The sequence below is a fragment of the Caulobacter endophyticus genome (genome assembly GCF_003116815.1).
Classification (GTDB): Bacteria; Pseudomonadota; Alphaproteobacteria; order Caulobacterales; family Caulobacteraceae; genus Caulobacter; species Caulobacter endophyticus.
This window is the reverse complement of the sequence record NZ_QDKQ01000077.1, coordinates 59,948-84,404: the sequence shown is the minus strand read 5'-3', so window position 1 is coordinate 84,404 and position 24,457 is coordinate 59,948. Positions and strand designations below refer to the sequence as shown.

The window sequence follows — 24,457 nt, the reverse complement described above, 5'->3', positions numbered from 1 at the left end:
GGCCCCGTAGCCGCTGGGCGAAACATCCGCCCCCGCCCGTCGGTGCGCCTATACCATGACGCTCCGGTCGGTTGCGCCGCGCGAGGGGATCGCCTTTGCGGCGTAGCTGTCCCCATACTGCGAATCGCGCGTCTGACCGTCGAACGGACGCCGGTGTTTGGAGAGAACGGCGTGTATCTGGCTGAGCTTCGGATCCGGAATTTCCGCAAGCTCAAGGATGTGACGCTCGAGTTCCAACCGGGCCTCAACATCCTTGTCGGGCCCAACAACACCGGCAAGACCGCCGTCGTCGACGCCCTTCGCGCCTTGCTGGGCGGGATCGACGAGCCCTATCCGCGGATGACCGCCGAGGACATCCATCGGCCCAAGTCCGGCTCGGCCGAGGGCGACATCCTCTTCGAGTATGTGTTCGCCGACCTGGACCTGGACGATGAGGCCGAGTTCATGCCCGCTATCCGACCGGGTGCGGATGGTGCGATGCGCGCGCATTTCTCGGTAAGCTACGGCTCGTCCGACAAGACCGGGCGATTGCAGGCCAAGCGCTGGTGCGGCGAGCACAGGGAAAACGGCCTGACCACGGAAATGGCCGATCACCTGCGCGGGGTCTATCTGCCGGCTCTGCGCGACGCCTCCCAGGGCCTCAAGCCCAGCCGAGGCAGCCAATTGGCCCGATTGCTGCACATTCTGGCCGACGACGACGGGCGCGCCGGCATCAACGAAGCCTTGATCGAACTGGACACGGCGCTGCGAAAGCATCCGCCCATTCTCCAGACCCAGGCCGCCATCGCCGGCCGCCACGCCACGATGCTGGGAGATCAACTGGCCCAGGTGCTGGAGATCGGCCTTAGCGTCAGCGACTTCCAGCGCCTGGCCGCGCGGCTTTCGATCTCGGTCGACGCCTTGGAGCTCGACCAGAACGGACTGGGCTTCAACAATCTGATCTTCATGGCTGTCGTGCTCAGCGAGATGGCCAGGAACACCGACGCAGCGTTTCGAGGCTTGATCATCGAGGAGCCAGAAGCCCACCTGCATCCCCAGCTCCAGGCCGTGCTGCTGCGCTATCTCACCGACATCCAGACCGCGGTCGAGGGGGAAAAGGCGGTCCAGATCTTCGTGACCAGCCACTCGCCCAACTTCGCCAGCATCGCCGAGTTGAAGACCCTGATCTGCCTGGTCGATCGCGGCGGCTTCGTCGAACCGTTCCTTCCGCGCAAGGTGACCTTCGAAAAGGGCAAGCGCGAGAAGCTTGAGCGCTATCTCGACATCACCCGCGCCGAGATCTTCTTTGCCCGCCGGATCATCTTCGTCGAGGGGGCGGCCGAGCTGATGCTGGTCAATGTCCTGGCCCAGAAGGCCGGGTTCAAGCTGCGCGACCACGGCGTCAGCGTCATCAGCGTCGAGGGGCTGAACTTCGACTGCTTCCTGCCGCTTTTTGGCGAAAAGGCGTTGCGCGTGCCCGTCGCGATCATCACCGACGCCGATCCAGTCGGCGCCGACGGCAAAGCCCTCTATCCGGCCGCCGGTGACGCCGTCACGGTGTCCGCCAGCACCGCCAAGATGCAGCAAAGCCAGGACGGGCTGGTGAAAATCTGCCACGGCCAGAAGACGCTCGAATACGATCTGGCCTTGGAGGCCGACAATGTCGCCACCATGCTGGCGGCGCTCAAGGACATCCATCCAGGCATCGGGGCGGACCTGGTCAAGACCGTGGCGGCGCTGGTAGACGGCCAGGCCCGCGCCAAGGCGCTGTTCTGCGGCATGTTCGAGCGCGAGCAGAACAACGTGCAGAAGGGCCGCTTCGGCCAGGCCCTGGCCCAGGCCTTCCTTGAAGAAGGCGCGGCGTGCGCCGTCCCGCAATACATCCGCGACGCCATCGAACATGTCTGCCAGATTGAGGGCGGATGACGGGGCTGTCGGTCGAGCAGGAAGAGGTCGTCAAGGCGGACCTGCAAAGCCTGGCGGTGCTGGCCTGCGCCGGCAGCGGCAAGACCCGCACGGCCGTCCATCGGTTGCTGGCGGTGCGTCGCCGCTTGGAGCGCCCGCGGGGACGCGTGGCCCTGCTGTCGTTTTCCAACGTCGCGATCGACACGTTTCGCAAGGACTATGCGGCGCTCTGCCAGGCCCAGGCGATCTCGGCGCTGGGCCGGGTGGACATCGACACCATCGACGCCTTCATCACCGCCAACATCCTGCGTCCGCACGCCTACCGGGTGATGCAGGCGCCGCGAGCGGCTTTCCTGGTCAGCGGGTCCGAGCCGTTCTTGAAGGGCTTTACGCTGCCGCCCCCCTCCAAGGGCGCGCCGCCGATCAGCGTCAAGGACATCCACGTCAAGGTCGTGGAACGGCGTTTCGTGTTCTACCTTGACCACTTCGGTCACCAGCAGGACTTGGACCGGGCCACGGCCAAGGCCTTGGTCGAACGGCTCGGCAAGGTGGGCGCCTATACCCACGAGCTGGGCCGTTATTGGTGCTGCCGAGCCCTTGTGCATGAAGAGCGGCTGCGGGAAGCCTTCGCCCACCGCTATCCCCAGATCCTGGTCGATGAGGCCCAGGACATTGGCTCGGCCCAGCAGGCGGTGCTGACCGCGCTGAGCAAGGCAGGGTCTGTAGTCACCCTGATCGGCGATCCCAACCAGGGGATCTACGAGTATGCCGGCGCCGACGGAGCCTATCTCAAGGGCCACAGCGCCACCCCCTACCCTCTGTCGACGAACTATCGGTCGATCCCGGCGATCACCGCCGTGGCGAAGGCTTTGAGCGGCTCGACAGGCGGCGAGGATCGGGCGGCGCGACCCACGCCGTGCGGCGCCTACGCCGTCGCTTGCGATCCTGACCGATACGACCTGGTCATCGCCCAGTTTCGGCAGGCCGTCGAAGCCTGCGGCCTGGATCCGGCCAAAAGCGCGGTCCTTTGCCGGGCCAGCAAGCTGGCCAACACCTTGGCGGGAGACACCTCGTCGGTCGGGGCCGGCGCGGTTCGGCTGCTGGCGGCGGCCGCCACCGCGCGAGACGGCGCCGGCGATGTCCATCGCGCCTTCAAACTGGTGTGCGAGGCCCTTGAACAGTCGCTGCTGGAAGATCCTCCCAAGGGGCTGGCCGCCCATCTCTGTGATCCGGCGCGGCATTCTGATCTGCGCCCGGTGCGCCGTGTGGTGTGGAAGTTCGCCCGATCGGCGGTCGAGGGGCTGCCCGCCGCGAGCCTGCAGGCCAACACCGAGTGGATCACGCGGCTTCGCGTGGTGGTCGCGGACATGCTGGCCCAGATCGAGTTGCTGAGCGGGCTCAAGCCGGCGGCTAACCTGTCCATGCGCCTGGCGGCCAAGTCCCTGCCCGCCGCTCCGGTATCGACCCTCAAACCCGCCGCCGCCATGGCGCTGCGGGTCGAGACCGTCCATGGCGCCAAAGGCGAAAGCCTGGACGCGGTGCTCTACATCGTCACCAAGGCGCACCTGGATGCGATGCTGGCCGGGGTCGGGACCGAAGACGGTCGGATCGGTTATGTCGCCGTGACCCGGCCACGAGATCTTCTATGGGTGGCCGTCCCTCAGAAGATCCTTCCCACCTATCGCGCGGCGCTAAACGCTGTTGGGCTTGGGCCGCTGCCGACCACCTAGCTCGCTGACCGGCACACGACGCGGCCAGGCTGGGCGCGCTCGGAGAACCGTTCGAAGGCGGTGATCCGCCTTGGGGTGAGGCCTGGATCGTAGCCGTAAATGTCCTGGGCCAGGTAAAGGAGCTCAGCCTCCAAGTCGGCCTCGGCGACGTCGGTGAACCAGGCTTTGGGGCCGGCGGCTTCCTCCCCGTTCCAGCGGTAGCCGCGGGTCTTGAGCTTGTCCTTCATCTCGAAGGGTGAGCGCTCGGCGACGATGCGCCAGGTCGGGGCGCGGGCGGCCTCAAGCAGGTGGGCCAGGGCGGTGCGGCCGTCCTTCAAAGGACGCCCCAGGATTTCCAGCCCGGCCAGGCAGTCGTTTTCGGCCCGGTGGCCGTCGAAGAAGAAGCCGCACTGGCTGGCCAGATAGGAGAGCTTGGTTCCCTCGAACCCCTCGCCTTTCCAGTCGACCTGACTCATCGAGCAGGCCCAGCCCTTGGCCTTGAAGGTCTCGCTGAGACGTTCGGCGAACAGGCGGTCGAAGGCGGCATTGTGGGCGATGACGATCACCGCCCCTGCGACAAAGGCGGAGACCTTTTCAGGATCGATGACCTGACCGGCCACCATCGCGTCGGTCAGGCCGGTAATCCTGGTGATTTCCGGCGGGATGGGATGGGTCGGCTGGTTGAGGGCCACGAACGGGACATGGACGGCGCACAGTCGCCCCTCGGGATCGTAATCGAACGGCACCATGGCCAATTCGAGGATCTCGTCGCGGCGGCCGTCGGTCCCCGTGGTCTCGGTATCCAGATAGATCCCGCGCTTGAGACTGGCCCGATCGCCGCCGGGATGCAGGGTGCAGGTCTCCAATCGGCGCAGCAGGCGGTATCGGCCGCTGGCCTCGAGTTGGGCGGCCATGGTCTCCAGGGCGGCAAGATCGAGTTCGGTCCGATCCTGCGGTGTCTGTGCGGTGTCGGGCATGGGCGTCCGGGAGAATCGACAAGTCATCTTGCCATACTGGCGGGGGGTGATGGCGAGAGCCCGGCAGCGCCGGGAACCGCACCCTTGACTCCAGCCTCACCAGAATGAGAACAATATAGGAACATTTGGAGCATCCCCATGACGATCCCAAGCGCCGGTCCGCGCGCGCCGACGCACGCGCCTTCGCGTCCGCTCTTCGTGCCCGAGGGTGCGCGAGGCTTCACCCTGGCCCAGGCGATGGCGCCCGGACAGCACATCGAGACCCTGTGCCCTTGCGGTGATCGAGCCGAGTTCGACGCCCGTTCCTGGCTGGACCGGGGCCTAGGCTTCCAGCCCCTCCAAGACTTTTCCGGCCGCCTGCGCTGCCCGTGCGGCGGCCGCCAGGCCTATTTCGAGGTCTGGCCGGGCGATCCGGGCACGAGCGGCCTGAAGATGCGCTCGGCCGCGTCGCTTTACGACTGAGGCGGCGATGACCCAGCGACACGTCCGTTCGGGCCTGAGTAATCCGGTCGCGTTCTTCGAGACCCTGCGGCCCGCCCGCCAGGCCTGCGTGGAGCAACTTCGTAACCTGCGTCCTTCGGGACCCGACTATCACATGATGTTCGTGATCATCGCGGCCATGGACGTGGCCGCCGAGTTCTTCACCAAGCAGCGTAGTTTCTACACGGTCGGCGTCAGCGGAGGACTCGGCGGTTCTGGGTAGAACCATGTTTGCCCCCAGCGACGCCGATCGCCGCAAGGCCACTCATCGCGGTCGAGCGTGAGATGGAACGGCGGCGTCGGACCCACCCTCCGGCGCGTTGATGATCACCGTCGTGGAGGAGATCGGCGCGGGCGGGGCCTCTTCAGCCGCCGGCCCTTGGCGATCTTTCCAGAGATTATAGCCGGCCTCGAAACCGCTGACCGCCCCGAACACCAGGCTGACGATCGCGAAGACGAAGACGATCACCTGAAGCTGGAGATTGGCGCGAGCGTTGGTCAGGTTGCCCTGGGCGGCGATGAAACTGTCGAGTTCGTCGCCAGCCGGCTTCAAAGCAGCCGCGGTCAGCTTCAGCTGTCCCCGCACATGATCGCGCAGCGTCAGGCGCGCCTCCCCCGGTCGAAACTTGCGGGCGACCAGCTCATAACCGCTGCGATAGGCCCTCATGCCGGTCTCGGCGAAGACCTCGATCTCGCGGGTAATGATGGCGGTGTCGCCAAGGGTCGTGGTCAGCCGTTGCAGACGCTTAAGCACGCGCAGGGGCCATGGCGACGAGAACAGGCGCGCGGCCTGGTCGCGCGCCTCATTGATCCTCTGATGGTAGACGCTGACCATTTGCAGGATCGACCAACGCCCGAAAGTCTCCCGAAATTCGTAATCGGCGCCGTGGACATGCCGGTGATCACCGGCCTGATGGTTGAGCTGATGAACGCTGCCTTCCAGGACCGCTCGGCTGGCGGCCAAGATGGCGTGGTTCTCCAAAGCCTCGTCTCTGGAGCTGAGCGGGGCGAACATCATGCCCTCTTCCCGCTCCTCCTCCTCGAAGATCCACGACGCGCGGCCGACATCGGCCAGGCGGGCGATCAGTTGCCTCCCTTCGTCGGCCTGATCATCGAATAGTGGGAAGTTCTCGCCGACCAGCAGCTCGCAGGTCGGCAGATCGGAAGGGTCGCCCTCGCAAAAGACGCCCGGCGCGTACTCGGTCAGGAAGTCGAAGATCTGGGCGCGCCATTCACGGCGGATCGCGTGGACAGCATAAGCGCGTGCTTCGCGTGGCCCGACATAGACCAGCGAGCCCCCTTTGGGGCGGATCCCGCTCTCGTAGTTCATCCGAAGCGCCGCCTCGATCCGCCCCCGTTCTTGCGGCTTGAGGACGAAGAAAAGGCAAAGGCCGCTGATCGACGGCGTAATCGCCACCAACTCACCGATCGCATGGCTGGCAAATTGGGGCAGGTCGGCGTCGCGGCCACCGCGCATCCGGTCACGGTCTTCAGGACGCTGAAGGGAAACTTCGCACTGCCCCCAGCCTCTGCCCTCCTTGCGCGCCATGCGTAGCCAGGCGACCAGGTCGGGCGGGCTCGCGCCCCGCGCGCCGGTCGCCCACCCTCGCCGCCGCATGCAACGCAACGCGCCTTCGATATTGGACGGCGTGAACGCTTCGAAGACCCATATGCCTTCGACGGAGAGATGGCTGTCGGGCGACGGGGTCAGAAGACGGTTCTGCTCAGCGTCCTCAAGACGGTGTCGCGCGGCCCATCGCCTGAGATGGGGGCGCGCAATTCGATCGCCCGACAAGCGCGCCACCCCGTCCCAGACCCACAGCCCCAGCCTCTGCATACGCCGCCTGCCCGCCGGCGGCTGCGGCTCGGGCGGCGTCGACGAAGACGGCGCATCGGGTTCAAGCTCGTCATCAGGTTCGAAATCGGTCGGCAAGGTCGGCTCGTCGGGTTCAGGCGCTAACGGCGGAGGTGGCGTCCAGGCGGCGGACCGGCGCATAGCCGGGGATCACGGTCACCGCGCCGACCTGGGTGTCGGCCCAGCCCCAGAACACCATGGCCGCGACGGCATAGTCGCTGAGGTCCTCCGGCAGGATCCGCATGCGCTCGCTCAAAAGGGCGGGTCCCGGCGACAGAGCGATCAGCCGCCCATCCGGATCATCCCAGAGGCGAGGCGCGATCTCATGAAGCCGAGCACAGGATCCGCCCTCGCCATGCCGAACGACGTTGGCCACCAGCAGCAACTCGCCCAGCGGCCGCGCCAGGTTGTGGCCGACAAGATCGATCCCCGCATATCCCGCGCATAGCGCCAGCAGCACGTCATACTTCGGCGAGGCGGGCGTTCCGTCCTTGCGGGTCGGCGGCGCCGCCAGGCCCAGGCTCCAAAGCTCCAGGGCGAACTCGTGAAGCTGGCGCTCGAACACCCCGGAAAGCGTCAAGGCGAAAGCCTTGGCCGCCTCGTTGGCGAGGTGATTGTCCACCTGGGCCGCGCAGCGATCGAGAAACACATCGAGGGTCGGCGCCTGGCCTGTCTCCAGGCGACCATGCACGGGCAGGCGCTCCAGCACCGGCCCGATCACCCTGCGGACCAGACGGTCCAGATTGGCCTGATTGATCCTGGGCAACGAGATGAGACGATCCACGCGACGTCCTCTTCTAGACCCGGCGAGGTTCGGGCCTCTCGACTTGCGTGTAAAGCCAAGCTTGCGCCACCAAGCGGCCAATAGCCGCCCCGCCTGTGGCTAGGCGGCCGCCTCCTGTCGCTGCCGCGCCTTGACCACCGTGACGACCTGGAAAACGTAATCGGCCATGATCAGGGTGTTGAGACTGTTCTTCGCCGAGCCGTAGATCACCAGGCCATGGGTGGCCGCATGGCGGTTGGGCACAGGATCGACCACCAGACGCTCGACGTCCGCAGACGTCTTGACGGTGACATAGAGGTGATTGACCAGCCGCCCGAAGAGCCGCATTCCGGCCATGCCGCTCGGGGCCAGTTCCGAGGGCTCCAAGGACCCGGCCGCCTCCTGCAAGCTATGGACGCTGCTGATCTGGACCGGCGCGCCACCATGAAACTCCACCCGGGTCACGCGCTCGATTTCGTTGAACAGCAGCGCCACGACAGACCGGAAGCGACCGGCCTGGTGGCTGTCGAGCGCCTCGATCATGGCGGCCTTAGCTGCGGTGTCGACGTCGTAGTCCTGCACGGCCGCCTCGAACGTGGCGCGGACCTGCGACCAGCCGTCGACATAGTGAGCCACCAGGATCTGGGCGATCGCCTCGGTCGAGAGATCCGGATCGTCCAGCAGTTCGAAGGGCGTGGTGTAGTGGGGCAGCCAGCCGGCGTCCTCGACGCGCCGGGCCTCCTCCTCGTGCCGACGCAGGTCCTCGAAGATCGGCTTGAAGAGGTCGGTGGTTCGACGCAGGCTCTCGAAAATCGGCGATAGGCTCCGGAAGCCAGCCGATTGCACGAACTCGAGCCCCACGGGCTTGAAGACATGCGAAAAGACCTTCCAGTCACGTCGCAAGCCGAAGACCTCCGCGTCCATGAAGGGGCGCAGCGGCTTGATGGCGTCCAGCAGCCGAGTGTTGGGCAGCAGGGCCTGCATCTGCCTTTGAAGCTGCAGGGTTGGCTGAAGCGCCTCCAATTGCTTTTGGAGCCGCAGGCTGGGCGAGATCGCCGACAACGTCTTCTGAAGCGCCAGCGTGGGCGCTGTGGCCGCCGCCAACCTCGCAAGCTTAACCGCGCGAGCTCTCTCAGCCGGCTTGCCCTCGTTCTCGTCGCCCGTTTCGTCGCTCATGCGTCGCTTTCCTACAGAGGTCATGCCCGACCACCGGCCTAGACAGGAGCCCAAACCGGTCCCGCAGCATCGCCGCCCGTGAACGGGCGCGCGAGGCGGTTTGGATGGCCGCACTTTGACGCCGTGAGGCCCGACCGTCCTGCCTGGCCTGTTGTAGACGCCCCGCCGACAACACGGTCAGCCCCGGCCCCATCAACAAGACCGTTTCGCTAGCCTCCGGTCAAAGATCCAACTGGCTGGATGCCTGTGCGAAGATCAGATTCAGTTACGGGACGGCCAGCGCCATTGAGTAGCGTGTCCCGCTTGGCCCAATCGCGGCCGATCCCCAAAGGATCGGCCGCTCGGGCGCACGCCCTCGCCGCCTCTTTCGCCGTGTCCCCGCAAAACCCGCCGCGCGCGGCCGCGCGGCGGGCGCCGAGGTCCTAGTATTCCTCGGCCAGCATCAGGGTCAGCACCCGCTTGGTGACGGCCGGGTCGGCCGGATCGGGCGAGGCCATGCACAGATCGAGGTCGTAGTAGTCGATCTTCCAGAACAGCCGCGCCCCGCCAACCTCGAAGGTGCCGAAGTCTCGTTCGCCGTGCGGGTTGTTGCTTTCGGAAAAGTCCGAAAAGTCGGTCACGGCGGCCACGGCCTGAGCCAAGCCGGACTTGGACAGGGCCTGCACGCCGGGCGTCAGCGTCCAGCCCGCGCCAGGCTCGGCGCGGCAGGCATCGTTCAGCACCGCGATCGCGGCAGTATGTTCGTCCTGGTTCATGGAGATTTCTCCTTGGGGGTTCGGGGTCAGGCGCAAAAGCGGGCCTGACCCCGGCGCCCGTCGGCGAGACCGGGTGTGCAAGCGGAGGGACGGCTTCGCGGGGACCCGGCTGCAGGACCCGAAGGGGCCGAAGCTGGGCGGAAGCCGATCCGAAGCGCGCCGAGGGCGGAGCCCTAAGCCTGCGCGCCCGCAAGGCGGGCGCTCATGACCAATGAAGCCGGCAAGGAGACCGCGCGAAGCGCGTGTCGGAACGTCCGCGTCGAGCGGCCGGCGGCAGGCCAAAGCCTGCCCGAAGGCGGCGCGCCCGTAGGAGAGCCGAAAGGCTCGGGACCGAGCGTGACCGCCGGCCGCTCTCCATGTCGGGTGAAGCCCGGCGCGAAAGCGCCGGGCGCCCCCCCCTGCGTACCCGCGGCAAATGTGCGTGTTCGCGCCGATTGCGTAGCGACCGCGTGAAGTGCCCAAGTTGGCTTACCGCTTCTCCCGCTTCGAGCCTGGCGGGGTCCTTGGGCTTTGGGAAAATCCATCCCATCTAGGATTTCCAGATGACGCGCACGGGGGCGTGATGAACACGAAGGGCAAGGCGCTAAGACCCGCCGAGACGATCCAACGGGTCATGATCTCGACCACCAGCTATTTCGTCGGCGAGTTCTGCACCGACGACACTCTGATCTCCCATGCCTGGCCAAGGTCGGGCGATCGACGCGCGAACATGCACTTCTTTGAGGACTCGCCGCTCTCCAGGTGCGCATTTGTCATCTCCTTCGAGACGCCACCGCCGGTAAAGCAGGTTGGCGCGGCCGTCCCCCAGTACGCCCCTACAGCCGATTTCTATGCCGCCGCGATGAGCGTCCTCTACGGCAAACGCTTCGACGCCCATGGATCGTTGGAAAATTCTGGTTCGTTCAATGTTCCATCAATGGAGGCCTACACCTCTTTCTGCGACCCGCTCCTGCCCCACAACACCAAGCGCCCGCGGGTAGATCTCGGCTTTCCGCTGAGCCTTGAGCACGTCGAGCGGGTCTATCGAATCTTCGACACCGTCGAAGAGACCCCAGCCCACGACGCGTTTCATGCCGCGGGCCGGTTCTACGCCCGTGCGCTCAGGGCGGCCGAAAGCGACCCAGAGTCAGCCTATCTGCACCTGATCACGGCAGCCGAGCTAATTTCCAATGCCCACCTGCCCGCCGGCGAACGTCTTTTAGATGACGAGCTGGAAAGCGACGTTCAGCGTATCGCTGGGGCCCTACCGGACGGAGCGAAGGTGGCGAGCCGACTTCGAAGACGCCTCTTCGAGGTCAAGCGGCGCTTTGTGCAAACCTTCTTGGACTTCATCGACGACGATTTTTTCAACCGCTCGGAGTCCGAAGATCCGATCTGGGGTCTGAAACGCGATCAGTTCAGGGTCGCAATCAGCGCAGCCTACGACCTACGCAGCCAGTACGTCCATTCTGGTGCAACGTTTGGAAACTGGGTGGAAGCCACCCGGCGTCTCCACGAACGCCAAGTAGGTCGCCCTGTCGTCCGCGACCCGGCCATGTCAAGGATCCTGTTCGATGCGCCGACGCTCATTGGGCTGGAGCGGCTCACGCGCTACATGATCCTGAAGTTCGCTCAAGCCCACCTGAAAATGGACCTGACGATCCCGCAACCGGCCTGAGCTGACCATGGGCGCGCCGAACGATCCGACCAAGCACCACTACATCCCCGAATTCCTGCTGCGCTATTGGACGGGGGATGACCACCGTCTTGAGCGTTTCGACCGGCCGATCCCGAGCAAGATCATGGTCCGGCGGGTCTTCCCGAGCGAAGTCGGTTTCGAAAAAGATCTCTACGCCTCGCCCGGACACCGCCTTGGCGGCCAATGGCTCGAGCTCAGTGTGTTCCAAGCGATCGACAATCACGCCGCGCCTGTTCTGGAGAAGTTGAACGCAGGCGAGATCGGCGATCTGAGCGACCAGGAGCGGGTCGCCTGGACCCTCTTCATGCGCTCCTTGACCCACAGGACGCCCCACTACCTGCGCTCGACCTTAGCCAGCGGGATCGCTCACTACAGACAAATCCTGGATGAGTTGCGGCCGGACTATCTGGCCGAGCGCGACGACCGCGATCCGGCCTCGTACGACGAGTTTCGCAGCCGGGTCACCGATCAAGACATGCTCCACCAAGCACAACGCATGCTGCCCGACGTGATGCTCAATCCCCGGATCGGAGCGTTCCTGATCAATCTGCCAACGATCGTGATCGAGCTACCCCAGGACGTCCCTGACTTCTTGATTTCCGACGATATCCTGATCAGGACCAACGGTATCCAGACGCCGAACGGGCACATCGCCATGGTGATTTCGCCGCGGCGCTTGTACCTATCGGCTCCGGAAGAACGGACACTACGGGAGATCAGCAATCTCCCGGCCAAGACGCTCGTCAGGCAGGTCAATCAATGGACCGTAGAGAGCGCCCGCTACTTCGTCGGCGCGCGCGATCGCGCCCAGGAACGCTTCATCCGCAACCGGTTCGGGGCCGACCCCAAGCCGCCGGTTCTGCGGCCGGAATTGATGACCCCCGAACCGGCCGCCTAGGACCAGCCGCACGGCGCGACATAGGGACGCCAAAGATGTCGCTGGCCACGTCGCTAAACCTCCGACGGTGAAACCCGCCGAACGCCTGTCTTTCCACGCCAGCCTACGCCCAAGGATCAAAGGCCTTTGCGAAGATCGGCGGCGGGGGCGAGCCTTTCGCCATGCCAAAGACGCCCCCACGCCGGCCCGAGCCGCCGCCCGACTTCCTCGACTACCTAAATATTTCGCCGCCGCGACTACCAAGGGGGCCGGCGCCGCGTGTCTCCATTTCCGTCACGGACGACATGCCAGCTCAGATCCCCATCGGGATCCGCGAGCTACAAGTCACCGAGGCCTATCTGGAGAAGGTGCTGGCCGAATTGCTCGGTCCTTTGCCCTGATCCGCAGGAAGGACCAAGATGGCCAAGCATAAGACCCCTCCCCCGCCCGCCGTGCCCAATGCGGCGCTCTATCTCCGTGTCTCGACCGGCCGCCAGGCCGAAAGCGACCTCTCCATTCCCGACCAAGGCCGGCAGCTGCGGGCCTATTGCCTGGGCAAGGGCTGGTGCGTCGCAGAAGAGTTCGTCGAACCGGGCAATACCGCCACCGACGATCGCCGTCCCGCTTTCCAGCAGATGATCGACGCAGCCACAGCCAAGCCCCCGCCGTTCCACGTCATCCTCGTCCACTCCTTCTCGCGGTTCTTCCGCGACCAGTTCCTGTTTGAGTTCTACGCCCGCAAGCTGGCCAAGAACGGCGTCCGCATTGTCTCGATCACCCAGGAGGTCGGCGACGACCCCATGGGCGTCATGGTCCGGCAGATGATGAACCTTTTCGACGAGTATCAGTCGCGGGAGAACGCCAAGCACACGCTGCGGGCCATGAAGGAAAACGCTCGCCAGGGTTTCTGGAACGGCTCCCACCCGCCGATCGGCTATCGCGTGGTCGCCGCCGAACAGCGCGGTGACAAGATCAAGAAGAAGCTGGCGATCGACCCGATCGGGGCCGAGACGGTGCGCCTGATCTACCGCCTGGCGCTCCATGGCGTCGAAAACAGCGGGCCGATGGGTCTGAAGACCATCGTCACCTACCTCAACGAAAACGGCATCGCCACCGCCGGCGGGGGACGCTGGGGCATTAGTTCCCTGCATCATACCCTGACCCGGACCACCTATATCGGCGAGCACGTATTCAATAGCCGCAACTGGGCCAGCCAGGAGCCCAAGGACGACGCCGATCGGGTCATCATGCCGGTGCCGCCGCTGATCGAGCGCGACACCTTCGACGCCGTTCAGCGGGCGCTGTCGCTGCGCAATCCCAAGGCCATGGCGCCGCGCTTCGTCACCAGCCCGATCCTTCTGGGCGGCATCTGCTTTTGCGGTCACTGCGGCGGGGCCATGACCATCCGCACCGGCAAGAACGGGGCGTACCGCTACTACGCCTGCTCCACCAAGGCCCGCCAGGGCGCGACTGGCTGCCCGGGCATGTCCGTGCGGATGGATCTGCTGGACGCCTCGGTGATCGACCATCTGGAAAACCGCCTGCTCAACCCCGAACGGCTGGCCGCGATGATGGACAACATCATCGACCGCCGGTCCGAATGGATCGAGCGCCGCCATCGCCACGTCGCCGACCTACGCAAGCGGGCCACAGAAGCCGACCAGCGGCTGCAGCGCCTCTACGTCTCAATCGAGCAAGGCGCGATCGACCCGACCGATCAGTCGCTCAAACAGCGCATGATCGCCCTGAAAAAACTGCGCGACAAAGCCGAAGGCGATGCTCAGCGGGCCGCCGCGGCGATCGACAAGATCATGCCCGCCCTGACGCCTGAGCTGCTGCGTAAGTTCGCACAAGCCACCCGGGACATGTTTAGAGACAATAATGGCGCCTACCGTAGAGACCTCATCCGGGCCGTGGCGCAAAAAGTCGAATTACTGTCCCCGGACGAAGCAAGGATATGCGGATCGAGGGTCGAACTACTCAGGACCCTGTCGAGTAATAATGGCGTAGAATCGGCTGCTTTAGCATTGCCTGGATTTGCTCCAGGCTGGCGCGCCCTGCAGGATTCGAACCTGCGACCGTTCGCTTAGAAGGCGAATGCTCTATCCAACTGAGCTAAGGGCGCGCGCTGGCCGGCTTAGCCCGGGAGGCCCTCAGTGGGTCCAGGGCTGCTTGCGGTTGGTCGCGAAGTTGTCGGCGTAGGCCTTGATGATGCGCTTGGGAACCTTCGGTTCGAACAGCTGGAACGAGATCTCGTGGCGCTGGGCGTAGGCGATGGCTTCGTCGCGGGTTTCAAAGGTCAGGCGGACCTGACCGTTCATGTCGCTGGACTGGGTCCACCCCATCAGAGGGTCGGGCTTGCGGGCCGAGGCCGGTTCGAATTCCAGCACCCAGTCCTTGGTCTTGGCCTTGCCCGACTGCATGGCGTTCTTGGCGGGACGATAGATGCGGGCGAGCATGGGCCTCTCCAAACGATTTGCCGATGGTCGGAGCGGCAGGATTTGAACCTGCGACCCTCTGCTCCCAAAACAGATGCGCTACCAGGCTGCGCTACGCTCCGGACACCAGCAAGGGCTTGCTCCTACTCGGCTTTGGGGTCGAAACGCAAGCCTGCGCGGGCGCGATTTTCGACACAGTCAGCCCTTGGGGAATATCCGGTGGCGCACACGGTCGCCGGGAAGCACGCCCAACTGCCCAGCCCTGCCCCCGGCGATTTCCAGCACGCCCAGCACGAGACCGCCCGACGGCAGCGGCATCTCGTCGTGCGGGCGGGCGTTGCGGACCATCGACAGGATCCCGCCGTCGGCGCCGATATAAAGAATGTCTAGCGGGATCAAGGTGTTCTTCATCCAGAAGGCCGCGCGCTGCGGCTTCCGGTAGACGAACAGCATGCCGCGATCCGGGGCCAGGACCTTGCGGAACATTAGCCCCTTGCGTTGCTCGGCCTCGGTGGCGGCGATCTCGACCTGGAATCGGGCGACGCCGCGCCCGGTGACGATCTCCAGGGGCTCCAGGCGCGGAGATGCAGCCATGGCCCGCCCCGCGACGCCTAGGGCCAGCGGAGCGCCCGCCAGAAGCCTTAAGGCGTCACGCCGCCGCAGATCGTCGAGAAGGGCCAAGAGCGCCTCGCCAGGATCGTGAAAACCGACGGAGACCCTACCCGCCTCTCGCAGGCCGGGAAAGCAGCCTCAAGCGCCGGTGATCTCGGCGACCACCAGGCCTTTGGGTCCTTGGGCGAACCGAACCATCACGTCGTCGCCCGGCTGGAGATCCTCCAGCCCGCCGCGACGCAGGGTCTCGATATGCACGAAGATGTCGCCAGGCGCCTCGTCCCGGACGACGAAACCATAGCCCTTGGTTCGGTTGAACCACTTGACCTTGGCCCGCTCGGGCGGACCGGCCGGCGTCAGCGACTGGCGCGCCGCGCCGCCGAAGGCCCGCGGGCCGTCGCGCCGGGGCGCGGCCTCGTCGAAGGTCCGGCGCGCACGCTCCAGCGGCGACGGCGCGGAAGTCTCGTCGAGGTCCACGACCTCGCTGACCTGCCAACCCTTGGGCCGCTTGACCACGTCGCAGACGATGACCGAGCCCTCGAGGGCCGACTCACGGCCGCAATTGCGCAGGGATGTCACGTGAAGCAGGACGTCCTTCAGGCCGGTCTGGCCCGGATCGTCGGGAACGATGAAGCCGTAGCCCTTGCCGACGTCGAACCATTTCACACGGCCGCTGATACGCACGAGATCTTCGTGCACGCCCGATGCATCCAAGTCGTAACCAGACATTCCGCCCCTCTGGCTCGCCCAAACAGCCCAAAGGAGCGAGCGCCACAAGAATAACACTGTTCTCGGGGAGGGATGGCCGTCAATGGCCAAATGATGTGGAGAGCGCGCAATACGAAAGGCGCGACGTTTAGTCGCGCCTTCTGTGTCGTATGGGAAACTCTGAACTCTGCGGTTGGCAGTCCCTAGGGGAGTCGAACCCCTCTCTCCAGATTGAAAATCTGGCGTCCTAACCGATAGACGAAGGGACCACTAAGCTTCGTAGAAGCAAGATAATCCGCAGTAGTTCAAAAGTAGACGCCTCGCGACTGGCAGTCCCTAGGGGAGTCGAACCCCTCTCTCCAGATTGAAAATCTGGCGTCCTAACCGATAGACGAAGGGACCGCGTCGCCGCGAGGAGCCGGGGATATACAAAGGCTCCCCGGAGAGCGCAAGCGGTCAGATGCGATTTTTTTATTCCGTCCACATGCGGGGATCCGCGGCGTCCTCGATCTCCAGCTGGACCCCTTCCCGACCCATGTAATCGTCGGGTTTCAGTCGGCCGACGACGTGCAGCGCGCCCCCGCCCGCCAGCAGCCTGCGACCAAGATCGGTCTCGGCCGAGCGCCAGGACACGGCCTTGATGCGGTCGCCGGAGGGGCCGACGAGGTCGACTCGCACGTGGCCGCCGCGCAGGGCCATGACACGCTCGGGCCGCACGCTGGCCAGGGCGAAGGTCGGCTCGACATTGCCCGGGCCGAACGGGGCCATCTGCTGGAACTCGCTCCAGAGGCCGCGATTGGCGGCGCGAGGCTGCACGAGGGCGTCGACCTCGACCGACTCGGCTCCTACGGCCTCCATCTCGCCCGCCAGGGCCTCCTCCAGAAAGGCGCGCAACTCGGGAATCGAATCGGGGCGCACGGTCAGGCCGGCGGCCATGGCATGTCCGCCACCGGCCATCAGTATGCCGGCCTCGAAGGCGGCCTGCACGGCCCGGCCCAGATTCACGCCCGGCTGCGAGCGGCCCGAGCCCTTGGCGATTCCCGCCGCCCGGTCGATTCCGATGACCAGGGTGGGCTTGCGATAGCGCTCGCGCAGGCGGCTGGCGACGATGCCGACCACGCCCGGGTGCCAGTCGTCGCCCGCCACCACGATCACCGGAGCGTTCGGATCGAAGTTGCTGCTGCGTTCGAGAATCGCCACGGCCTCCTCGACCACGGCGGCCTCGACGGCCTTGCGCTCGGTGTTGAGCTCGTCGAGCTCCTCGGCCAGGGCCTGGGCCTCCAGCGGATCGTCAGTGGAAAGAAGGCGCGCCCCAAGGTCGGAGCGACCGATCCGGCCTCCGGCGTTGATTCTCGGCCCAAGAATAAAGCCGGCATGGAAGACGCTGGCCGCTCCCTGCCCCTTGGCGACCTCAAGCAGGGCCTTCAGGCCCGGATTGGCCCAGTTGGACATCACCCGCAGGCCCGTGGCCGTCAGCGAGCGATTGAAGCCCACCAGCTGGGTGACGTCGCAAACCTCGCCCAGGGCTGTCAGGTCCAGCCACTGGCGAAGATCGGGCTCGCGCCGATCCTCGCCGAACAGGCCGCGCTTGCGGGCCTCGCGGTTGAGGGCGACCAGCAGCACGAAGGTGACGCCGGCCGCGGCCAGCACGCCCTGCCCGCTCTGGCAGCCCGGACGGTTCGGATTGACCACGGCGGCGGCGGCCGGCGGGTCTTCCCGCATCAGGTGGTGGTCGATGACGACGACCTCCAGGCCGATCGTCGCGGCGCTGGCGATGGCGTCATAGGCGGCCGCGCCGCAGTCGAGCGTGACGACCAGTTCCGCACCGGTTTCGCGAATGGTCTTGAAGGCCGCCGGGCTTGGCCCATAGCCCTCCGTCAGGCGGTCGGGAATGTAGATCGGCAGCTCGACGCCCATGTGCCGGAACCAGCGCACCAACTGGGCGGCGCTGGTGGCGCCGTCGACGTCGTAGTCGGCGAACACCATGGTCGGCCGGCCCTGCACGAGGGCGTCGATCAGGATTTCGGCGGCCCTGTCCATGTCGGTGAAGCTGGACGGGTCGGGGAACAGCGACTTCAGGGTCGGCTGCAGATAGTCGCGCGCGCCGTCGAGCGTGATCCCCCGCGCGGCCAGGGCGCGGGCCAGGGGTTCGGAAAGGCCGTGCAGGCGGGCTATGTCGCGGGCGACGGCGGCGTCGGCGGGACGCTCGCGCCATGCGCGTCCCGACAGCGAGCGCTCGACGTCGAGAAAGACCTCGGCGGCGGCGGGAACGGCGTGACCGTCGGCGGCCATGGGCTAAACCAGCCTGAAATCAGCGTCTTGGAGCATGGGGCGACCCTATCGCCTTTACGGGATTCGATCCATGACACGGCGATGCGGCGAAAACGGACGTCCCAAGGCAAGAGCTGACCGTGTGGCGACGAGTTTGCGGATCGCCGTCGCCGGCGATCTTGGCGGCTCTAGTTTCTGGAACTCACAAAGACAGCGAATCGGACGGAGCGCCCTCGTGATGACCCTCGTGTTCTGGCTGATGGCGGCGGGCATGCTGGCCGCCGGCGCGTATGCGGCCTCGCTTCGCATCTGGCCGCTGACGGTGATCATCCTGGCGCTGTGCTGGGACAACGCCATCATCGCCGCTGGGGCCCTGGTCGGCGCGGGCGACCTGCTCATCGGCCTGTCGGTGCCGCGCTATGTCGCGCATGGTCTTCTGACGCCGCTGCTGATCCCGATCGTGTTCTGGATCGCCGGACTGCGCCTACGCGCCTGGGTGTGGATCCTGACCGCGGCTCTGGTCGCGCTCGGCGCCTATACCGAGATCTTTCACCTGAACCTGGTGCTCAAGGAATACGGCGGCACGCTGCGCTACGCCCATGCGGCCGCCAGCCCGCCTATCCCGTCGATCGTGACGGTGCTGGTGCTGATCGGGGTCGGCGCTCTGCTGTGGCGGCGCGCGGGCGTGCCGTGGCTGTGCCTGGGCGCCCTGGCGATGTTCGGCAGCGCCGGCAGCGGCGTGTTCTGGCTCGGCAATGCGGGCGAACTGGTGCTGATCGGCTCGATCCTGGCGACCGCGACCGTCCTGCGCTCGAAGCAGGCGCGCGCTCGCTGACGAAAACGCCCCCTCCTTTCGGAGAGGGCGTCGCATCATCAGCCGGCCGCCGTTTCCCGAGCGACCTGATCCACTTCGTTGGCCGAGCCCAGCACCACCGGCACGCGCTGGTGCAGCTTGCTGGGTGCCAGGTCGAGGATCGGCGTGACGCCGTCGGTGGCCTTGCCGCCCGCGCGCTCGACGATCAGGGCCATCGGATTGGCCTCGTACATCAGGCGCAGCTTGCCCGGCTTGCCCGGCTCGCGGGCGTCCCACGGGTACATGAAGATGCCGCCGCGCATCAGGATGCGGTGCACGTCGGCGACCATCGAGGCCACCCAGCGCATGTTGAAGTTCTTGGCCCTGGGTCCCTCCTTGCCCGCCAGGCAGCCATCGACATAGCGGCGGATCGGCGGCGCCCAGTGGCGCTGGTTCGACATGTTGATGGCGAACTCGGCGGTGTCGGCCGGAATGGTCGAGGCGGCATGGGTCAGGAGCCACTTGTCGTCGGCCGACAGGGTGAAGCCCACGACGCCCGACGTCAGGGTGAAAACCAGCATGGTCTGCGGGCCGTAGACGGCATAGCCGGCGCCGACCTGATGGCGGCCAGGCTGCAGGAAGTCGGCCTCTTCCGGGCCGCGGCCTTCCGGCGCGGGCAGGATCGAGAAGATGGTGCCGACCGAGACGTTGACGTCGATGTTGCTGGAGCCGTCGAGCGGATCGAAGGTGACCAGATAGCCGCCCTGGCGGCCCGTGGTCTCGACGTGTTCGAGCTCTTCCGAGGCGATGCCGGCGACCGGCTCGCAGGCCTTCAGGGCGTCGCTCAGCAAGTCGTTGGTCAGGATGTCGAGCTTCTTCTGCTCTTCGTCCTGGACGTTGGTGATCCCGGCCGCGCCGAGATTGCCCAGGATCGCTCCGCCGGCCACCACGCGACTGATGCGGACGCAGGCGGCGGCGATTTGCGTGACGACGGTCTTGACCGCGGGGCTGGAGGGATCGCCGGCGAGGTGGCTGGCGAGATCGATCAGGGCGGTCATGGAGATAGAGCCTCGGACTGTACGGGGCGGCGAGAAGTCGCCGCGGCGCGAGCGACTCGCAGACTAGTACGACAATATTACGGGCGGGAACGGGCTGGCGGCGAATGCCGGCCCCAGAAAGCCTAGACCCGGCGCTTCATGCGCACTTCGCGCACGGCCCCGGTCGAGGAATTCATCACCAGGCTGTGGGTGTGGACGAAGCCGTCCTTGAAGCCCACGCCGTCCAGCAGGGCGCCGGAGGTGACGCCGGTCGCGGCGAAGATGGCGTCCGAGCGGACGATCTCGTGCAGATCGTACTTCTTGTCGAACTCGGTGACGCCCCAGCGGGAGGCGCGCGCGCGCTCATCGGCGTTGCGGAAGATCAGCCGCCCCTGGAACTGGCCGCCGACGCACTTCAGCGCCGCGCAGGCCAGCACGCCTTCAGGCGCGCCGCCGGAGCCGAGATAGAGGTCGATGCCGGTCGACGGATCGGCGGTGTTGATGACGCCCGCAACGTCGCCGTCGGTGATCAGGTTGACCCGCGCGCCCACCGAACGGACCGAGGCGATGATCTCGGCGTGGCGCGGACGGTCCAGCACGCAGACGGTGACCTGAGAGGGCTCGACGCCCTTGGCGGCGGCCAGCGCCCTGACGTTGTCGGCCGGCGACTTGTCGAGATCGATCACCCCGGCCGGATAGCCCGGACCGCAGGCGATCTTGTCCATGTAGGTGTCGGGGGCGTTCAGGAGGGTGCCCTTGGGCGCCCAGGCCATCACCGCCAGGGCGTTGGGCATGGCCTTGGCCGTCAGGGTCGTGCCTTCCAGCGGGTCGAGCGCGATGTCGACGGTCGGGCCGCCGCGGCCCACTTTCTCGCCGATGTAGAGCATCGGCGCCTCGTCGCGCTCGCCCTCGCCAATGACGATCTCGCCGTCGATATTGAGGTCGTTCAGCGCGTTGCGCATGGCGTCGACCGCGGCCTGATCGGCGGCCATTTCGTCACCCCGGCCGACCATGGTCCACGACGCGATGGCGGCGGCTTCGGTCACGCGGACCGCATCCAGGACCAGAGAGCGGTCCAGGGTGTTCGAACTCATCAGTGTCTCCCAGCCCGTGGCGAGGCTAATTTCCCAATGTCTTCAGCACCTGGACCACTCTATTCGGTGATCTCTAGCTGCGCGCGACGCGCAGAAGACGGGGACGCTCTAGCACGGCCTGCAGCTTTTCGATGCGGCTAATCGCGTCGAGCAGCTTGGATTCCGGAGTCGCATGGGTGACGAGCACGATCGGCACGCCGCCCGCTCCTTCGACAGGCTTCTGCAGGAAGGCGTCGATCGACACGCCGCATTCGGCCAGGGTTTCGGAGATGGCGGCGATGGCGCCGGGCACGTCGCGGACCATGATCCGCAGATAGGCCTTGCCCACCGACTTGGCCGGATCGACGGCCACGAACGGCTTCAGCGCGCCGGCCGGCGCCTGGAACACAGGGCGCACGGCCTTGGTCATCACGTCGGCTATGTCGGCGGCGACGGCGGCGGCCGTGGGGCCAGCGCCCGCACCCGGCCCCTGGATGAAGATGCGGCCGATCCGCGTGCCCTCGATGAAGAGGGCGTTCAGGGCGCCGCCGGCCTGGGCCAGCGGGTGCTCCAGCGGGATCAGGGTCGGATGGACCTTCACGGCCACGCCGCCCTCGGTCTTGGAGGTGCCGGCGATCAGCTTGATACGGTAGCCGAGATCCTTGGCCAGCTTGATGTCGAGCAGCTCGACCTCGCTGATGCCCTCGATCTCGGCGGCCTCGTAGTTGGGCGCGCAACCGAAGGCCAGGGCGGCCAGGATGGTGATCTTGTGGCCGGCGTCGAAGCCGCCGACGTCCATGGTCGGATCGGCCTCGGCGTAGCCCAGCGCCTGGGCCTCGCGCAGCACGTCTGCGAAGTCGCGGCCGGTCTTCTCCATCTCCGAGAGGATGTAGTTGCAGGTGCCGTTGAGGATGCCGGCCACCGAGACGACGTCGTCGCCGACCATGGCCTCGCGCAGCATCTTCACCGCCGGGGTGCCGCCCATGACGGCGGCCTCGAACAGCAGCGGGACGTTGTTGGCCTCGGCCAGGGCGGCCAGTTCGGCGCCATGCTCGGCGATCAGGGCCTTGTTGGCGGTGACCACCGGCTTGCCCAGCTTCAGAGCCGCCTCGACGGCGGCCTTGGCCGGGCCGTCGCTGCCGCCGACCAGTTCGACGAACAGATCGACATTGGGCGAGCTGGCCAGGGCCACCGGATCGTCGAACCATTCCAGGCCCGAGATATCGACCGTGCGCGGGCGCGACTTGGAGCGGGCCGACACCGCGACGACCTCGGCGCGATCGCCGGCCGGGGCGAAATCGGGACGCGCGGCGAGGAACTGCAGGAGACCGCCGCCGACGGTGCCGAGGCCCGCGACGCCGACGCGCCAGGTTTTCTGAGTCATGGTGCGGTTCCTCGTGGTCGGTGGCCCTCTCGGGCCGCCCTCGTCCTTCGACAGGCGGAAGGATGAGGACCTGTGTGGCGGCGTGCTGTGGAAATCCTCACTCCCGAGCCTGTCGGAAGCGAGGACCTCGAAGTCGGATCAGGCCTGCTCGAGGCTGTTGTGAGCCTTGGCGAGGATCTGGTCGGCGTTGGCGATGAACTTCTTCACGTTGCGCGCGGCCTGCTTGATCCGGTGCTCGTTCTCGACGAGGCCGATGCGGACATAGCCCTCGCCGTACTCGCCAAAGCCGATGCCGGGGGCGACGGCGACGCCGGCCTCCTCGATCAGCAGGCGCGAGAACAGCATCGAGCCGGCGGCCTCGAACTGCGGCGGGATCTTCGCCCAGGCGAACATCGAGGCGGGCGGGTTGGGGATATCCCAGCCGGCGCGCTTCATCGACGAGACCAGGGTGTCGCGGCGGCCCTTGTAGATGCCGCGGATCTCCTCGACGCAGTCCTGGGGGCCGTTCAGCGCGGCGGCGGCCGCGACCTGCACGGGGGTGTAGGCGCCGTAGTCGAGATAGGACTTCACGCGGGCCAGGGCCGCGCAGATGCGGGCGTTGCCGACCACCATGCCCACGCGCCAGCCGGCCATGGCATAGGTCTTCGACAGCGAGTTGACCTCGACGGCGATGTCCTTGGCGCCCTCGACCTGCAGGATCGACGGCGGCGGGTTGTCTTCGAAATAGATCTCGCCATAGGCCACGTCGCTGATGACCAGCAGGTCATGCTTCTTCGCCAGCGCCACGGCGTCCTTGTAGAAGTCGAGATCGACGGTCTGGGCCGTCGGGTTCGACGGATAGGACAGGATCAGCACGGACGGCGGCGGCACCGAGTGCTTCACCGCGCGGCTGATGTTCGACAGGTACTGTTCGGGGCTCAGCGCCGGCACGTGGCGGATGACGCCGCCGGCCATGATGAAGCCGAAGGCGTGGATCGGATAGGCCGGATTGGGGCAGATGATGACGTCGCCGGGGGCCGTCAGGGCCTGGGCGAGGTTTGCGAAGCCCTCCTTCGAGCCGAGGGTGGAGATCACCTCGGTGTCGGGGTTCAGCTTCACGCCGAAACGGCGCTCGTAGTAGCCGGCCATGGCCTTGCGCAGGCCCGGGATGCCCTTGGAGGCCGAGTAGCGGCCGGCTCGAGGATCGCGCGAGGTCTCGATCAGCTTGTCGACGATGTGCTTGGGCGTCGGCATATCCGGATTGCCCATGCCGAAGTCGATGATGTCGACGCCCTGGCCGCGCAGGCGGGCCTTGATGCGATTGACCTCTTCGAAGACGTAGGGCGGCAGGCGGCGGATACGGTGAAAGTCGGCGGTCATGATGGCTCGTGCGCCCTCTGGCGCTGCAGGAGCGAAAAGTCGGGCATGGATAGACCCCAAGCGAGGCCTAGCCAAGCCAGTTCAAGGAAAATTATGCCTCCGTCGCCCTATTGGGGCTTGGACGGAGGCGGGGTAGCTCGGCCACGAGCTGCCTTGGCGAAGGCTTCGGTCTCGGCGCGGTCGGCCACGGTCGGGATTTCCGACGGCGGAACGCGGCCGGCGCGCTGGGCGCGAGCGGCGAAACCCTCGGTGTCCGACAGGCCGAAGGTCCCCGGCGCGGTATCGCGGCGGAGTTGAGCGGCGGCGGCCTGCTCGGCCTGGACCTGGGCCTTGTATTCGCCCGGCTTGGGGATGTCGGTCGGCACGGCCGGAATGCTGGCCAGGCTCGGGACCTTTCCCCGCTCCTTGGCCGCGGCTTCCGCGGCGGCGGCCACCGGCGAGGTGGCGTCGACCGGTGGCGGCGTGAACGGCGACGAGGCGCAGGCCGACAGCACGGCCGCGAGGACCGACAGCGAGGCGCCGAAACGTACGATTTTACCGGTTTGGCCGTTCATCTTGTCTCAGGTCTTATGCGATGATCGCGGCGAGCGGAAGGCGCCGAACGAGAATCGGCGGTCGATAAGCGACA

General features: G+C 66.4%; 22 protein-coding genes, 4 tRNA genes and 1 pseudogene. 8 read left to right on the top strand and 19 right to left on the bottom strand.

All coding sequences use genetic code 11. The features are described 5' to 3' along the window. The first annotated feature begins 171 nt into the window (after positions 1-171). A complete protein-coding gene (locus DDF67_RS23975) occupies positions 172-1,905 on the top strand; it encodes an ATP-dependent nuclease (RefSeq protein WP_109455260.1) in 1,734 nt (577 codons plus the stop codon). Continuing rightward, complete coding sequence (locus DDF67_RS23970) at positions 1,902-3,614, top strand: DEAD/DEAH box helicase (RefSeq protein WP_109455259.1); 1,713 nt, start codon at positions 1,902-1,904, stop codon at positions 3,612-3,614. Before DDF67_RS23975 ends, DDF67_RS23970 begins: the two co-directional genes overlap by 4 nt. On the opposite strand, the gene DDF67_RS23965 is transcribed toward DDF67_RS23970, so the two are convergent. After that, complete coding sequence (locus DDF67_RS23965) at positions 3,611-4,570, bottom strand: 3'-5' exonuclease (protein ID WP_109455258.1); 960 nt, start codon at positions 4,568-4,570, stop codon at positions 3,611-3,613. The two genes, DDF67_RS23970 and DDF67_RS23965, sit on opposite strands and share 4 nt — an antisense overlap. A gap of 138 nt (positions 4,571-4,708) precedes the next feature. Between DDF67_RS23965 and DDF67_RS23960 the strand changes: the two genes are divergently transcribed. After that, a complete protein-coding gene (locus DDF67_RS23960) occupies positions 4,709-5,032 on the top strand; it encodes a hypothetical protein (protein WP_109455257.1) in 324 nt (107 codons plus the stop codon). A 7-nt stretch (positions 5,033-5,039) separates the two neighbouring features. Next, complete coding sequence (locus DDF67_RS23955; protein ID WP_109455256.1) at positions 5,040-5,273, top strand: hypothetical protein; 234 nt, start codon at positions 5,040-5,042, stop codon at positions 5,271-5,273. A 42-nt stretch (positions 5,274-5,315) separates the two neighbouring features. Here the strand turns inward: DDF67_RS23955 and DDF67_RS23950 are convergent, their stop codons facing one another. From DDF67_RS23950 to DDF67_RS23935, 4 genes are all read right to left on the bottom strand, one after another. Continuing rightward, the gene (locus DDF67_RS23950) at positions 5,316-6,983 is read right to left on the bottom strand and encodes a hypothetical protein (protein WP_146198082.1); all 1,668 of its coding nucleotides are present in this window, start codon (positions 6,981-6,983) and stop codon (positions 5,316-5,318) included. Between the two features lie 16 nt (positions 6,984-6,999). Beyond that, positions 7,000-7,689, bottom strand: coding sequence for a hypothetical protein (locus DDF67_RS23945; protein WP_199229324.1), 690 nt, complete (start codon positions 7,687-7,689; stop codon positions 7,000-7,002). A gap of 99 nt (positions 7,690-7,788) precedes the next feature. Further along, positions 7,789-8,844 (bottom strand): hypothetical protein, encoded by a 1,056-nt coding sequence (locus DDF67_RS23940; RefSeq protein WP_146198081.1) that lies wholly within the window; start codon positions 8,842-8,844, stop codon positions 7,789-7,791. 422 nt (positions 8,845-9,266) lie between these two features. Further along, positions 9,267-9,599, bottom strand: coding sequence for a DUF3768 domain-containing protein (locus DDF67_RS23935; protein ID WP_109455253.1), 333 nt, complete (start codon positions 9,597-9,599; stop codon positions 9,267-9,269). Between the two features lie 463 nt (positions 9,600-10,062). Here DDF67_RS23935 and DDF67_RS23930 point away from each other — a divergent pair, with 463 nt between their 5' ends. From DDF67_RS23930 to DDF67_RS26190, 3 genes and pseudogenes are all read left to right on the top strand, one after another. Then, on the top strand, positions 10,063-11,256 hold the full coding sequence (locus DDF67_RS23930) for a HEPN domain-containing protein (RefSeq protein WP_146198080.1): 1,194 nt from the start codon (positions 10,063-10,065) through the stop codon (positions 11,254-11,256). 7 nt (positions 11,257-11,263) lie between these two features. After that, on the top strand, positions 11,264-12,175 hold the full coding sequence (locus tag DDF67_RS23925; RefSeq protein WP_109455251.1) for a DUF4238 domain-containing protein: 912 nt from the start codon (positions 11,264-11,266) through the stop codon (positions 12,173-12,175). A gap of 398 nt (positions 12,176-12,573) precedes the next feature. Continuing rightward, positions 12,574-13,626: pseudogene (locus DDF67_RS26190) on the top strand (recombinase family protein); the annotation flags it as partial. A 213-nt stretch (positions 13,627-13,839) separates the two neighbouring features. Here the strand turns inward: DDF67_RS26190 and DDF67_RS26185 are convergent. The 9 genes from DDF67_RS26185 to recJ form a co-directional block, all read right to left on the bottom strand. After that, on the bottom strand, positions 13,840-14,007 hold the full coding sequence (locus tag DDF67_RS26185) for a hypothetical protein (protein ID WP_158285908.1): 168 nt from the start codon (positions 14,005-14,007) through the stop codon (positions 13,840-13,842). Between the two features lie 195 nt (positions 14,008-14,202). Then, positions 14,203-14,279, bottom strand: a tRNA-Arg gene (locus DDF67_RS23915). A gap of 28 nt (positions 14,280-14,307) precedes the next feature. Then, positions 14,308-14,613 (bottom strand): ETC complex I subunit, encoded by a 306-nt coding sequence (locus tag DDF67_RS23910; protein WP_058346925.1) that lies wholly within the window; start codon positions 14,611-14,613, stop codon positions 14,308-14,310. A gap of 24 nt (positions 14,614-14,637) precedes the next feature. Next, a tRNA-Pro gene (locus DDF67_RS23905) sits at positions 14,638-14,714 on the bottom strand. Between the two features lie 76 nt (positions 14,715-14,790). Beyond that, entirely contained in the window at positions 14,791-15,273 is a 483-nt protein-coding gene (locus tag DDF67_RS23900) for a DUF192 domain-containing protein (RefSeq protein ID WP_233247752.1), read from the bottom strand. Positions 15,274-15,342: 69 nt separating this feature from the next. Then, a complete protein-coding gene (cspD, locus tag DDF67_RS23895) occupies positions 15,343-15,933 on the bottom strand; it encodes a stationary phase survival cold shock domain protein CspD (protein ID WP_109455249.1) in 591 nt (196 codons plus the stop codon). Positions 15,934-16,106: 173 nt separating this feature from the next. After that, a tRNA-Glu gene (locus tag DDF67_RS23890) sits at positions 16,107-16,181 on the bottom strand. A 58-nt stretch (positions 16,182-16,239) separates the two neighbouring features. Continuing rightward, positions 16,240-16,314, bottom strand: a tRNA-Glu gene (locus DDF67_RS23885). A 69-nt stretch (positions 16,315-16,383) separates the two neighbouring features. Further along, positions 16,384-18,204, bottom strand: a complete 1,821-nt coding sequence (gene recJ / locus DDF67_RS23880) for a single-stranded-DNA-specific exonuclease RecJ (protein WP_109455248.1) — start codon at positions 18,202-18,204, stop codon at positions 16,384-16,386. 217 nt (positions 18,205-18,421) lie between these two features. Between recJ and DDF67_RS23875 the strand changes: the two genes are divergently transcribed. Beyond that, the gene (locus DDF67_RS23875) at positions 18,422-19,018 is read left to right on the top strand and encodes a hypothetical protein (protein ID WP_109455247.1); all 597 of its coding nucleotides are present in this window, start codon (positions 18,422-18,424) and stop codon (positions 19,016-19,018) included. Between the two features lie 38 nt (positions 19,019-19,056). Here the strand turns inward: DDF67_RS23875 and DDF67_RS23870 are convergent, their stop codons facing one another. The 5 genes from DDF67_RS23870 to DDF67_RS23850 form a co-directional block, all read right to left on the bottom strand. Then, positions 19,057-20,034, bottom strand: coding sequence for a class 1 fructose-bisphosphatase (locus tag DDF67_RS23870; RefSeq protein WP_109455246.1), 978 nt, complete (start codon positions 20,032-20,034; stop codon positions 19,057-19,059). 122 nt (positions 20,035-20,156) lie between these two features. After that, positions 20,157-21,107 (bottom strand): class II fructose-bisphosphatase, encoded by a 951-nt coding sequence (gene glpX / locus DDF67_RS23865; RefSeq protein WP_109455245.1) that lies wholly within the window; start codon positions 21,105-21,107, stop codon positions 20,157-20,159. Positions 21,108-21,180: 73 nt separating this feature from the next. Then, positions 21,181-22,470, bottom strand: a complete 1,290-nt coding sequence (locus DDF67_RS23860) for a homoserine dehydrogenase (protein WP_109455244.1) — start codon at positions 22,468-22,470, stop codon at positions 21,181-21,183. Positions 22,471-22,608: 138 nt separating this feature from the next. Continuing rightward, positions 22,609-23,829 (bottom strand): LL-diaminopimelate aminotransferase, encoded by a 1,221-nt coding sequence (locus DDF67_RS23855; protein ID WP_058346918.1) that lies wholly within the window; start codon positions 23,827-23,829, stop codon positions 22,609-22,611. A 107-nt stretch (positions 23,830-23,936) separates the two neighbouring features. Continuing rightward, positions 23,937-24,383, bottom strand: a complete 447-nt coding sequence (locus DDF67_RS23850; RefSeq protein ID WP_109455243.1) for a hypothetical protein — start codon at positions 24,381-24,383, stop codon at positions 23,937-23,939. Positions 24,384-24,457 lie beyond the last annotated feature (74 nt).

What these genes read in the sequence shown, in the direction of transcription:
- DDF67_RS23970 (WP_109455259.1), top strand. Translation starts at nt 1,902, where the DNA reads ATGACGGGGCTGTCGGTCGAGCAGGAAGAGGTCGTCAAGGCGGACCTG.
- DDF67_RS23965 (WP_109455258.1), bottom strand. Translation starts at nt 4,570, where the DNA reads ATGCCCGACACCGCACAGACACCGCAGGATCGGACCGAACTCGATCTT.
- DDF67_RS23960 (WP_109455257.1), top strand. Translation starts at nt 4,709, where the DNA reads ATGACGATCCCAAGCGCCGGTCCGCGCGCGCCGACGCACGCGCCTTCG.
- DDF67_RS23955 (WP_109455256.1), top strand. Translation starts at nt 5,040, where the DNA reads ATGACCCAGCGACACGTCCGTTCGGGCCTGAGTAATCCGGTCGCGTTC.
- DDF67_RS23940 (WP_146198081.1), bottom strand. Translation starts at nt 8,844, where the DNA reads ATGAGCGACGAAACGGGCGACGAGAACGAGGGCAAGCCGGCTGAGAGA.
- DDF67_RS23935 (WP_109455253.1), bottom strand. Translation starts at nt 9,599, where the DNA reads ATGAACCAGGACGAACATACTGCCGCGATCGCGGTGCTGAACGATGCC.
- DDF67_RS23925 (WP_109455251.1), top strand. Translation starts at nt 11,264, where the DNA reads ATGGGCGCGCCGAACGATCCGACCAAGCACCACTACATCCCCGAATTC.
- DDF67_RS23910 (WP_058346925.1), bottom strand. Translation starts at nt 14,613, where the DNA reads ATGCTCGCCCGCATCTATCGTCCCGCCAAGAACGCCATGCAGTCGGGC.
- cspD (WP_109455249.1), bottom strand. Translation starts at nt 15,933, where the DNA reads ATGTCTGGTTACGACTTGGATGCATCGGGCGTGCACGAAGATCTCGTG.
- recJ (WP_109455248.1), bottom strand. Translation starts at nt 18,204, where the DNA reads ATGGCCGCCGACGGTCACGCCGTTCCCGCCGCCGCCGAGGTCTTTCTC.
- DDF67_RS23875 (WP_109455247.1), top strand. Translation starts at nt 18,422, where the DNA reads ATGACCCTCGTGTTCTGGCTGATGGCGGCGGGCATGCTGGCCGCCGGC.
- DDF67_RS23870 (WP_109455246.1), bottom strand. Translation starts at nt 20,034, where the DNA reads ATGACCGCCCTGATCGATCTCGCCAGCCACCTCGCCGGCGATCCCTCC.
- glpX (WP_109455245.1), bottom strand. Translation starts at nt 21,107, where the DNA reads ATGAGTTCGAACACCCTGGACCGCTCTCTGGTCCTGGATGCGGTCCGC.
- DDF67_RS23860 (WP_109455244.1), bottom strand. Translation starts at nt 22,470, where the DNA reads ATGACTCAGAAAACCTGGCGCGTCGGCGTCGCGGGCCTCGGCACCGTC.
- DDF67_RS23855 (WP_058346918.1), bottom strand. Translation starts at nt 23,829, where the DNA reads ATGACCGCCGACTTTCACCGTATCCGCCGCCTGCCGCCCTACGTCTTC.
- DDF67_RS23850 (WP_109455243.1), bottom strand. Translation starts at nt 24,383, where the DNA reads ATGAACGGCCAAACCGGTAAAATCGTACGTTTCGGCGCCTCGCTGTCG.